We start from the raw sequence: 11,164 nt of genomic DNA on the forward strand, positions 1-11,164 counted from the left end.
TTGTACGTTACAGGTTTGATTGTAGAGGTGAAAGATGAACGGAACATGAACGACTCAGTCCTGACTTACAAAAGTCAGCACAATCGTCGTTCCCGCATCCGGAATCGACTCGATTCGAATCTGTCCATCCAATTGATCCATCGTTTCCTTGACGATTGCCAGTCCGAGACCGGTTCCGCTCGTCCCGCGTGACGCATCACCTTGATAAAATCGTTCGAAGGCATGAGCGATTACTTGCTCCGTCATGCCCGGTCCTTGATCTTTGATCTGAACGATGACGGAATCCGCTTGTGTGTCGACTTGAATCGTAATCAAGTCGCCTTCCCCCGAGACATGTAAGGCATTTCGAATCAGATTTTGAAAAATCTGTTCCAGCGCCAATTCGTCTGCACGAATCACCGGATCATCCGATGCATCGAGTGCGACGGCCACTCCACGTTCGTCCAACTGATAACGAAGTGTCTCCAGTGTCGCCTGAATCGACTGGATGAGCTGAATCGGCTGGCGTCTCAGCGGACGCCCCTCGTCAAGCCGGGCCAAGGTCAGTAATTGACGGGTCAATTCGGCCATTCGTGTCGCTTCCTGTCCGATTGTCCTTAATTTCGACCGGTCTTCGGGTCGCACAGACCGGTCGAGTTGTCCGGCGTATCCTCTGATTGTCGTCAGTGGTGATTGGAATTCATGTGAGACATTGGCGACGAATGCTTTTCGTTCGGCGTCCGACTTGGCAACGGCCTGCGCCATCTCGTCGAACCGTCGCGATAATTCCCCGATTTCATCTTGCCCGGTCGTCGCGACCGAAATCGAGTAATCCCCCGTCGTCATCCGTTCCGTCGCCGTCGTCAATCGTTTGATCGGACGCACCAGGTAACGGATCGAAAAGACGAGCAGCAGGAAGCTGAGCAGGACGAGTAACGCCAGGAACGCACCGACGAACAGATGCAACTCACGAATCTGCCGGCTTAAGTCCGGACGAATGAACACGGCATCCGTCCCCGTATCCGTTTCTAAGGACGTTCCGTACGTATTGATGACTTCATTATCAAACAATCCAAGCAGGAACAAATGGAACGGGTAGTCCCGCATCCCTTGATAGACCTGTCCTTCTTGCACTGATTGAATGACAGCAGGTGCGATTGTCTCATTACGGAACGGATTCCCGTACCGCTTGACCTGTCCGGATTCCGACACGACATAAAGTTGAAAGCCGGTCGCACTGAGCATCTCGTAAAACGAATCGACACGCCGGTCCCCGTGTCGTTCGTAATAAGCGAACGATGTCTCGACCGCCTCTTCTACCTTCTGACTGTAAGAAGCTTGCCACACGGTGTAATACAAGACATTACTGATCAATAAGGCAATCAATGCGGAGACGAGCAGAACCAGACAGACGAGCCCGACAATTTTCACATACAACGATTTCATGCCGTCGCCTCCAACCGGTATCCGAGACCGCGGACAGTCTGGATTTTGATTGCGTCCGTCTCCTGCAGTCGTTTGCGCAGTCGCTTGATATGGACGTCAACCGTCCGGTCGTCCCCCATGAAGTCGAGTCCCCAGACGTGTTCGATCAATTCTTCCCGGCTGAAGACCCGTCCCGGAAAGTTGGCCAATTGGTGCAACAATTCGAACTCACGGCGGGGAATCGTCAACCGGGTCGTTCCGATCGTCAGCTGCTGGCTCTGTTTATCAATCGTAACCTCACCAAATTGTATGATGGGGACAACGGCTTTTTGATACCGCCGGGCAACGGCATGCAGACGGAAAACCAGTTCTTCCGGATCAAAGGGTTTCGTGATGTAATCATCCGCTCCCGATGAAAAACCGTCACGTTTATCGGTCAGTTCTCCGAGAGCTGTCAGCATCAAAATCGGAATTTCATGACTTTCCCGCAACAAGGTACACAATTCAAAACCGGTTCGTCCCGGCACCATCACGTCCAGCACGGCTGCTTCGAACAGTTGGTCGTCCATCCATCGGGCCGCTTCGTTCCCGTCCGCCGTCGCGACAATCTGATGGCCGTCCGCTTCAAGTGTCTCCCGGACAAGTCGCTGAATATGCAGATCATCTTCCACGACTAAAATCTTCATCATCCTTCACTTCCTTTCCGATTAGCTAAAGGTCATCAAAAAAAAACCACCCCGCACTTCTCATCAATCGAAAAGGTCGAGGTGGTGATTGTACGCTTAAAACTTAACCGCGTTCCGGGTAAAGCGGGAAACGACCTGTCAATGCCAGAACTTGCTTGTGGGCACTTGTCAGTGTTTCTTGATCTTCCGGGTTTTTCAGAACGAGTTCAATCAGCTCTGCGATTTGTTTCATCTCGGCTTCTTTGAATCCACGCGACGTCATCGCTGCCGTCCCGATTCGGATTCCGCTCGTGACGAACGGGCTCGCCGGATCAAACGGAATCGTGTTTTTGTTGACCGTGATGCCGGCTTCGTCCAAAGCATGCTCCGCAAGCTTGCCCGTGATGCCTAGCGGTTGGAGATCAACGAGAAGCAGGTGGTTGTCGGTACCGCCAGAGACGATCCGCAGTCCACGTGCCGTCAACTCTTCGCCGAGGACTTTCGCATTGGCCACGACTTGCTCGATGTACTCCTTGAAGTCAGGTGCTAATGCTTCCGCAAAGGCAACGGCTTTCGCTGCGATGACGTGCATGAGCGGTCCGCCTTGGATTCCCGGGAAAATCGATTTATCGATGGCTTTGGCATGTTCTTCCTTACAAAGAATCATCCCGCCGCGTGGTCCGCGAAGTGTCTTGTGCGTCGTCGTCGTGACGAAATGCGCATGTTCGACCGGATTCGGATGGAGACCTGCCGCGACGAGTCCCGCGATGTGCGCCATGTCGACCATCAAGTAGGCACCGACACTGTCCGCGATTTCACGGAATCGTTTGAAGTCGATGACGCGCGGATAAGCCGATGCTCCCGCGACGATCAGTTTTGGTTTGTGTTCTTCCGCAAGCTTCGCGACGACATCGTAATCGATCATCTCTGTTTCTGGATCGACTCCGTACTCAACGAAGTTGTATTGAACACCGGAGAAATTCACAGGACTACCGTGTGTCAGGTGACCACCATGGGAGAGGTTCATCCCGAGGACCGTGTCGCCCTGATCGAGAATCGTGAAGTAGACCGCCATGTTGGCCTGGGCACCTGAGTGCGGCTGAACATTGACATGTTCTGCTCCAAAGATGGCCTTCGCACGATCACGTGCCAAGTTTTCCGCTAAATCGACGAACTCACAACCGCCGTAATAGCGACGACCCGGATAACCTTCTGCGTATTTGTTCGTCAGCACGCTGCCTTGAGCTTCCATGACCGCTTGTGAGACAAAGTTTTCTGACGCAATCAACTCGATATTATCGCGTTGACGCCCTAATTCCTTGCGCATAGCCGAAAAGAGTTCCTCATCTTGCTGTTTCAGATACGTTAGTGGTGTTTGTTCCATCTGAATTCCCCCATTCATTTCGATAGACCTATCTTAACACGAATAATCACTTGCGGGCACCCTCTAAAAATCCATTAAAAAAGCAAGGGGAGTGCAACCCCTTGCGCAAATCATTCGTATTTAGCACGCGCGCCACCAATTAGTTTTGGTCGCGTGACGGCAGCTGTCACATGTGCCTCACCGATTTCGCGGTGCGGCAGACGGACCGGAATCGCCACTTGCTTCAAGTGCATCCCGATGAATGTGTCTCCGATATCGATCCCGGCATCGGCCTGGATCGCTTCGACGACGACCGGTGCCGAAAAACGTTGATAGGCGACACTCGCCATCGAACCGCCTGCTTCCGGAACCGGAACGACCGTCACCGCTTCCAGTCCGAGCCGTTCGACGATTTGCCGCTCCAGCGTCAAGGCACGATTGATATGTTCGCAACCTTGAAACGCCAGATCGACTTGATGCGAACGACGGAACGTATCAAAGACATCGAACAACGCTTCTGCGACTTCGGGCGAACCCGCCTTACCGATTTGTTTGCCGATGACTTCGCTTGTCGAACACCCGATGACGAGTAGTTTCCCTTTTAACGGGAATCGTTCATTCAGTTCCGTCAACGACGCTTCGAGATCTTGTTTGATTTGTTCCAGATCCATTTACTTCACCTCATAATCTGAGATTTTGCAGACGCGGTTTTCGTGACGTCCGCCTTCGAACTCCGTCTCAAGCCAGATTTTCGCGATGTCACGCGCAAGACCCGGTCCGATGACACGTTCGCCCATCGTCAAGATATTCGAGTTGTTATGCTGACGTGTCGCTTTGGCGCTGAACGTATCATGGACGAGGGCTGCCCGGATGCCTTTGACTTTGTTCGCAGCGATACCGATTCCGATACCTGTCCCGCAAATTAAAATCCCGCGGTCGAATTCACCGTTCGCGACCGCTTCCGCGACCGGAATCGCGACGTCCGGATAATCGATTGATTCAGACGAATACGTTCCGAAGTCCGTATAATCAATTCCGAGCTCCTGTAAGAGTTCATTCAGTTCCGCTTTTAACTTAAAACCACCATGGTCTGCTCCGATTGCTACTTTCATCGTTAACTATTCCCCCGTTTGTTTAGGTTGTTTTTTCGGAAGCTTCCGGTTGTCCGGTGCTTTTCTTCCGTTTCCGTTCTGCGTCAATTTTAACACAAGACGGTTGACGAGGGGTTCGAGTTCATTTCGGACCTGGCGGTAAACGTTCATCGATCCGCCGTACGGATCATTGATATCCCGTTCAAGGCCGGTCACGTACTCGTACAGCGTAAACGTCCGGTCTTTCAGTTCCGGGTACCGTTCGCCGACTTCCTGTTTATGGCTGCGTGTCATCGTCAAGATGATATCCGACCAACGCCCGAGGACGTCGTCAAATACTTGCGTATAGTGTTCAAGTTCAATGCCGCGCTCACGTAAAACCTGCAATGCGTTTTCAGAAGCATCGAATCCTTGCATCGAACGCAGACCGGCGGAACGGACATCAAATTCTTGATCGGCCACTTTTGACCGTAATAATGCCATTGCCATCGGACTGCGGCATGTGTTTCCTGTACAGATAAACAATACACGACGTGTGCTCATCTCAGTATCCTCCTTCTTTACGGGCGAATGATCCGACCACCTGCTGCCTTGTGGAGCCGATTTCGGACTGCCAGCCCAACCCCTTCTTCTGATAGATCCCGTACAAAAATCTGATCTACTGTCGTCTGATCAAATCGCCGTAAACAATCGTAAAGACGTTGCGCAGCTGTTTCCATCGTCGTTCCGAGGAAACAACGGACATCGGCTTCGATGTCTTCTCCGTCAAAGAGAATGACGCCTGTCTTTTGTCCGGTTTGGCGTGCTTCATCGATGAGTTGCTGCAGGAATGAGAGGTCACCCGCTACAACGGATAACGTTGCTTCCGGTGCATAGTGCGTGTACTTCATGCCTGGTGCCTTCGGTGTCTGGTCTTTCATCGATAAGGCAGGATCAAGTGACACGTCCCCGATGATCGATTCGATCTGTTCCCGCGTCACACCACCCGGCCGTAAAATCACCGGTGGATTCACGGTACAGTCGATGACCGTCGATTCGACACCGATTCCGGTCTCCCCGCCGTCAACGATTGCGGCGATGCGGCCCGAGAGGTCATGTGCGACATGCGCAGATGACGTCGGTGAAGGTTTTCCGGAACGGTTGGCACTTGGTGCTGCCAGACCCAACCCGGTCGCTTCGATTAACTCAAGCGCCAGCGGATGGTCCGGCATCCGTAATCCGATCGTATCCAGTCCTGCGGTGACGAGTGAGGATGCACGTCCGTTTGATTCTAAAATGATCGTCAAGGCACCCGGCCAAAACGTATCCATCAATTGAGTCGCGACATCCGGAATATGAGTGACGAACTGCTTTGCCTGTTCAATGGATGCGACATGGACAATCAACGGATTGTCGGAAGGTCGACCCTTCGCGGCGAAAATTCGCCGAACGGCCGTTTCGCTCGTCGCATCCCCTGCGAGACCATAGACCGTCTCCGTCGGAATCGCGACGACTTCACCTTCTTGTAATAGTCGTACCGCTTCACTTAATGTCTTCTGCTGAATCATTTCCGTCTTCACTCTGGACAATCCTTTCGTTCCGCATACACGATACGGTCTTTACCGTTTATATCTTTTAAAATACCCGTTTCTACAGTTGGATAACGTTTTTTTAACATCATTTGCACTTCATCGCCCTGATTATGTCCGATTTCGAACGCAATCAAACGAAAATCATCGCGCAGGATCCGACTGCTGTCTTCAATCAGGCGGCGGTAGAACACGAGTCCGTCTTTCCCGCCAAACAACGCGAGGTGGGGCTCATGGTCAAACACGACGTCACTGAGCAATTCATCTTCTTCAATATAAGGGGGATTCGAGACTAACACCCGGACTGACCGGTCAGCAAGCGGTGCCAGCAAATCCCCTTCCAAAAAGGTGACCTCTCCGCCAAGCATCTGTTGATTTTCTTTGGCAACCGCAATCGCCTCCGCCGAAATATCGACCGTCGTGACCGGTTGTTTCAGTTCAAGGGCAAGCGTCAGACAAATCGCTCCGCTGCCGGTTCCGATATCGACGATTTCACCGGGTTTGAATGTTTCTCCTTGCAGGCGTCCCGTCACGAATTCAATCAATTCTTCCGTCTCCGGCCGCGGAATCAAAACAGCGGGTGACACGCGGAAGTCGCGTCCGTAAAACGGCTGGTATCCGATCAAATGCTGGACCGGGACACCATTTAAATGGGCCAGTAAATATTCACTGAACAACAGGTCCTGTTCCGGCTCAAGTTCGTCCGACAAACGGATCAACAATCCGGTCCGGTCGACCTGTAAAACGTGCATAAGTAACCATTCGGCACTCGAGGCCTCGCGTCCTGCCGTCACGAGCATCGTTTGTGCCTGATTCAGACGTTTTGCGATTCGCATCAGTTCGCCGCCTCCGATGCCCGGGCCTGATACTCCATGACGAGAGTATCGATGACTTCATCCATCTCACCTTGCAGAATCCGGTCAAGTTTTTGAATCGTCAAACCGATCCGGTGATCAGTGACACGGTTTTGGGCAAAGTTATACGTCCGGATCCGCTCTGACCGGTCACCCGTTCCGACCGCTGATTTCCGCTTTTCATCGTACTCGGCCTGCTGCTCGCGTTGAATCTTATCGTAAACACGTGCCCGCAGCACCTTCATCGCTTTTTCTTTATTTTTAATTTGTGACTTTTCATCCTGACAGCTGGCGACGATTCCCGTCGGTACGTGAGTGACCCGGACAGCCGACTGGGTCGTGTTGACCGATTGTCCGCCCGGTCCGCTCGATGTGAACGTATCGACGCGGACATCTTTGTCGTGAATCTCGACTTCGACATCTTCTGCTTCCGGCAAGACGGCAACGGTTGCGGTCGATGTATGAATCCGTCCGCCCGACTCGGTTGACGGGACACGCTGGACTCGGTGGGCGCCGTTCTCATACTTTAGCTTCGAATACGCACCCGTTCCTTTGACGATGAAGATGATTTCCTTGTAGCCGCCAAGCTCCGTATAGCTGGCATCGATGATCTCAATTTTCCAGCTCTGTTTTTCAGCGAACTTCGAATACATTTTAAAGAGATCGCCGGCAAATAACGCCGCTTCATCGCCCCCTGCCGCACCGCGGATTTCGACGATGACGTTTTTATCGTCGTTCGGGTCTTTCGGCAGGAGCAGAGCTTTCAGCTTCGTCTCGAGTTCCTTGATTTCCGGCTCGAGCACGGCGACTTCCTCTTTCGCGAGATCGCGCATCTCCGGGTCTGTCAACATATGACGCGCCTCCTGGTAGGCTTCCATCTTATCGCGGTAGACGCGGTAGACTTCAACGGTCGGTGCCAGTTGCGACTGCTCCTTCGACACCTCACGCAATTGATTCGTATCTTTAATGATGGCAGGGTCCGCCAACAGGTCATTTAATTTTTCATAACGGTCTTCCAACGCACTTAATCGCTCTAACATTCTCGGTCATCCTTCCTGATGATTCTTCTGTCGTCAGTATAGCAAATATTTAGAGTCGCGTTACGCCGGAGCAACATTTCTTCCTTATTAGCAGCGTTTCCCGTCACTCCTTTTTTTACTCCACTTGACGTCCTGGATGGATTTTCCTATAATTAGTGTACTAATTGAATTAATACACTTAAGGAGGTAATCGAATGTTTACGGTTGACCCTAAAAGTTCGTTGCCGATTTACGAGCAACTGGTCGCCCAAATCATCCGTGCGGTTGCCCGCGGACTTCTCCGGTCCGGTGAACAGATGCCGTCGGTCCGTGAACTGGCGAGCACGTTACTCGTCAATCCGAATACCGTTTCCCGTGCCTATCAGGAACTCGAAAGCCGTAACTTCATCGTCACGATGCGCGGCAAAGGTTCCTTTATTTCCGATTTACCGATCGAACAGGTCAAACAGGCTGCGATTCAACCACATGTGCAGACACTGTGCAGCGTAGCCGATGAATTATCGATATCCAATGCAGATCTTTATCAACTACTTATCCAAACAAGGGAGGATTCCTCATGTTGACCGTGTCTCACCTGACCAAACAGATTGATTCCAAAATGATTTACGAAAACGCCTCGTTCACGTTGCCAGCCGGAACGATTACAGCACTGATCGGACGAAACGGTGCCGGCAAGACGACGTTACTGAAAACACTCGTCGGAGCACTTGAGCCGTCCCGCGGAAAAGTCGAATGGAACCAACAATCCATCCATCACGTTCCATCAGCCCGGCAACATCTGTTTTTAGTTCCGGATTCAATCGGCGTCTACCGTCAGATGACACTCGGGGAATTGATCGGCTTTTACAATGCGTTTTATCCGAATTTCGAACGGACTTTTATTGAAAACTATTGCCGGTCGTTGAATCTCGATCGTGGACGCCGTGTCACCTCACTCTCAAAAGGTCAGGCCCAGCTGTTTTTACTGCAGCTTGCTTTCGCAACCAACGCACCGGTCCTGTTACTCGATGAACCGACGGACGGACTCGACCGGATCAATAAACGAAATTACTTAAAACAGCTTGTGACCTTGCTTGCCGAACGTCAAACCGCCGTCCTGATCGCGTCCCATCAGTTAGAGGAACTCGATTCACTGGCCGACCGGATCATGACGATCGAACAACACCTCGTCAAAGAACCGCAAACACTCGAAGATGCGAAATCGAGCATGCAGAAATGGCAACTCGCCTATGAGACGGTCCCGGATTTCCACCATAACGATGTTCACGTCCTGTCACAAACCGGCCGGGTCGTGACGCTGATCGTCCGCTCGGAAGCCGGTGCCGCTTACGTCGACAAGACAAATCCGTTACTGAGAGATGTGTTACCTGTCCAACTCGAAGATTACTTTTTAGGAACGTTCGGAGGCGATCAACATGTATAAACAACTGATCCGTTATCATATCAAGCAGGGCATCTGGCCACTCGCTTCTCTTTTCCTGCTCGCTGTCTTCAGTTACGGCTTCGGCAGTTACACGGTCATCGATAACTTCGGTACATACGGTGGAGCAGAAAACGAAATCATCCAATCCGTCCTCGTCAGTCCGAGTTTTGCCGGATTCGGCGCGATTCTGATGGCGGTCTTCGCGATTTTAATCCTCGGAAAAGAGCGTGGAAGCGGCCGGAGCTTAATGCTTCACGCTTTGCCGGTCAATAAAAAAACGCTCTACTGGATCAAATGGAGTCTTGGTGTCGCCATCCTGCTGATTTTGCCGATCATCGGTTTCTTCGTCAGCTGGCTGATTTTACAAGGAATCGGCGGCATTCATCCGTTTGACTACGTCAGCCTGTCTGACCTGACGCTCGATTTTGTCTCGTATTTTCTATTCGATCTCGTCGTCTTCAGTATCTTTTTACTCGCGGGAACGATTGCCGGCGACGTCATCGGCCAATTATTACTCGGATTGTTCTTCCTGTTTTTAAACTACCTGACCTTTTTTGCGATCGCCGCCATCACGACACTCGGATTTGGTCTCGCCGATGAGGAGGCTTCGTTGTTCGATTTCCTGACGACGACGGCTTCACCGTTCACCTTGTTGTTCCAAGACGAACAGTTGATCAGCGCCCTCGTATTCAACCTGGTCTTGCTGGTCCTCTTAATCAGTTGCGGCAGTCTGCTTTATGTCAGAAGCGAAAACGAACGCCTTGGCCGTTTCACGGTTTTCCCGAAGATCCATCCGCTGTTGATCATCGTTTTCTCCGTCTATACGACCATTTTGCTCGCAGCTGTCATCGGTGTGATCTCGTCTGAAAATCAATTTCTCTACTGGCTTGCCGTCGCGATTCTCGCCTGGCCTGCTTTTAGTTCGTACCGCCGGATGATTGGGTGGAAACGTTGATTCCGTGCTACACTATCCCCAACACTTTGGATAAAGGACGGAATCGATGATGCCAAAATATCTTCAGATTTATCAGCAATTGGTCGACCAGATTCAGGGCGGGACGTTACCGGCCGAAACCAAACTTCCTTCGGAAACGGAATTGATGCAGGAATTCGGTGCCAGCCGCGGCACGGTCCGCAAAGCAATCGATGCCTTGCAGGACAAGGGCTTCGTCCGTAAACACCAGGGAAAAGGAGTCTTCGTACTCAGTCAGGATGCGATTGCCTTTCAGTTCAACGGCATCGTCAGCTTTTCTGAAGCAAACCGGCAAATCGGCGAACATGACGTCAAGACCGATGTCATTTCCTGTGAACTGCTCGAAGCGACCGAGGAACTGGCCCAGTTGTTCCATGTCACACCCGGTACGTCGCTCACGCAGGTCAAACGGGTCCGGTCGATTGACGGGGAGCGGGTCATCTTTGATATCAACCTGTTCGTGACGTCCCTTGTCCCCGGTTTGACGAAAGAAATTGCCGGTGCGTCGATTTATGCGTATATCGAACAGACACTCGGACGGCAGATCAGTTATGCCAAACGAAAAATCGAGGCCCAACCCGCGACGGTGGAAGATCAGCAGTATCTGGATCTCGAGGGCACCACCCACGTCATCGTCATTACGAATGATACGTATTATTACGAGGGTCAGCATTTTGAACGGACACAGTCGCGTCACCGGCTCGATAAGTTTCAGTTTACGGATATTGCCCGCCGCTAAGGACTCTAAACTCAGAGTCCTTTTTTTGTTTTTTTGAACGAAAC

Annotated in this window: 13 protein-coding genes; 4 read left to right on the forward strand and 9 right to left on the reverse strand. The window is 51.7% G+C overall.

Annotation, left to right across the window (positions count from 1 at the left end):
- Window positions 1-54: 54 nt before the first annotated feature.
- The 9 genes from ACP26N_RS14195 to prfA form a co-directional block, all read right to left on the reverse strand.
- On the reverse strand, window positions 55-1,425 hold the full coding sequence (locus ACP26N_RS14195) for a HAMP domain-containing sensor histidine kinase (protein ID WP_426354214.1): 1,371 nt from the start codon (window positions 1,423-1,425) through the stop codon (window positions 55-57).
- Window positions 1,422-2,093: a response regulator transcription factor gene (locus tag ACP26N_RS14200; RefSeq protein WP_255508384.1), complete on the reverse strand. Its 672-nt coding sequence runs from the start codon at window positions 2,091-2,093 to the stop codon at window positions 1,422-1,424. The genes ACP26N_RS14195 and ACP26N_RS14200 overlap by 4 nt, the downstream gene beginning before the upstream one ends.
- 100 nt (window positions 2,094-2,193) lie before the next feature.
- Complete coding sequence (gene glyA / locus ACP26N_RS14205; RefSeq protein ID WP_131502403.1) at window positions 2,194-3,453, reverse strand: serine hydroxymethyltransferase; 1,260 nt, start codon at window positions 3,451-3,453, stop codon at window positions 2,194-2,196.
- A gap of 110 nt (window positions 3,454-3,563) precedes the next feature.
- Window positions 3,564-4,103, reverse strand: a complete 540-nt coding sequence (locus ACP26N_RS14210; protein ID WP_131502404.1) for a TIGR01440 family protein — start codon at window positions 4,101-4,103, stop codon at window positions 3,564-3,566.
- The gene (gene rpiB / locus ACP26N_RS14215; protein WP_012371559.1) at window positions 4,104-4,544 is read right to left on the reverse strand and encodes a ribose 5-phosphate isomerase B; all 441 of its coding nucleotides are present in this window, start codon (window positions 4,542-4,544) and stop codon (window positions 4,104-4,106) included. It abuts the gene before it with no gap.
- A gap of 6 nt (window positions 4,545-4,550) precedes the next feature.
- A complete protein-coding gene (locus tag ACP26N_RS14220) occupies window positions 4,551-5,066 on the reverse strand; it encodes a low molecular weight protein arginine phosphatase (protein ID WP_012371560.1) in 516 nt (171 codons plus the stop codon).
- Window positions 5,067-5,083: 17 nt separating this feature from the next.
- Window positions 5,084-6,082: an L-threonylcarbamoyladenylate synthase gene (locus ACP26N_RS14225; RefSeq protein ID WP_426354216.1), complete on the reverse strand. Its 999-nt coding sequence runs from the start codon at window positions 6,080-6,082 to the stop codon at window positions 5,084-5,086.
- On the reverse strand, window positions 6,079-6,927 hold the full coding sequence (prmC, locus tag ACP26N_RS14230) for a peptide chain release factor N(5)-glutamine methyltransferase (RefSeq protein WP_426354217.1): 849 nt from the start codon (window positions 6,925-6,927) through the stop codon (window positions 6,079-6,081). The genes ACP26N_RS14225 and prmC overlap by 4 nt, the downstream gene beginning before the upstream one ends.
- Window positions 6,927-7,985: a peptide chain release factor 1 gene (gene prfA, locus ACP26N_RS14235; RefSeq protein WP_131502407.1), complete on the reverse strand. Its 1,059-nt coding sequence runs from the start codon at window positions 7,983-7,985 to the stop codon at window positions 6,927-6,929. Before prfA ends, prmC begins: the two co-directional genes overlap by 1 nt.
- A gap of 194 nt (window positions 7,986-8,179) precedes the next feature.
- Here prfA and ACP26N_RS14240 point away from each other — a divergent pair, with 194 nt between their 5' ends.
- The 4 genes from ACP26N_RS14240 to treR are packed head-to-tail and all read left to right on the forward strand — an operon-like array spanning window position 8,180 to window position 11,120.
- Complete coding sequence (locus tag ACP26N_RS14240) at window positions 8,180-8,548, forward strand: GntR family transcriptional regulator (RefSeq protein WP_114597321.1); 369 nt, start codon at window positions 8,180-8,182, stop codon at window positions 8,546-8,548.
- Entirely contained in the window at window positions 8,542-9,408 is an 867-nt protein-coding gene (locus ACP26N_RS14245) for an ATP-binding cassette domain-containing protein (RefSeq protein WP_131502408.1), read from the forward strand. The genes ACP26N_RS14240 and ACP26N_RS14245 overlap by 7 nt, the downstream gene beginning before the upstream one ends.
- Window positions 9,401-10,363, forward strand: coding sequence for a hypothetical protein (locus ACP26N_RS14250; protein ID WP_131972077.1), 963 nt, complete (start codon window positions 9,401-9,403; stop codon window positions 10,361-10,363). The genes ACP26N_RS14245 and ACP26N_RS14250 overlap by 8 nt, the downstream gene beginning before the upstream one ends.
- 46 nt (window positions 10,364-10,409) lie before the next feature.
- Window positions 10,410-11,120: a trehalose operon repressor gene (gene treR, locus ACP26N_RS14255; protein ID WP_131502410.1), complete on the forward strand. Its 711-nt coding sequence runs from the start codon at window positions 10,410-10,412 to the stop codon at window positions 11,118-11,120.
- Window positions 11,121-11,164: the final 44 nt, after the last annotated feature.

It is taken from the genome of Exiguobacterium sp. R-39, assembly GCF_049942815.1.
Taxonomy (GTDB): domain Bacteria; phylum Bacillota; class Bacilli; order Exiguobacteriales; family Exiguobacteriaceae; genus Exiguobacterium_A.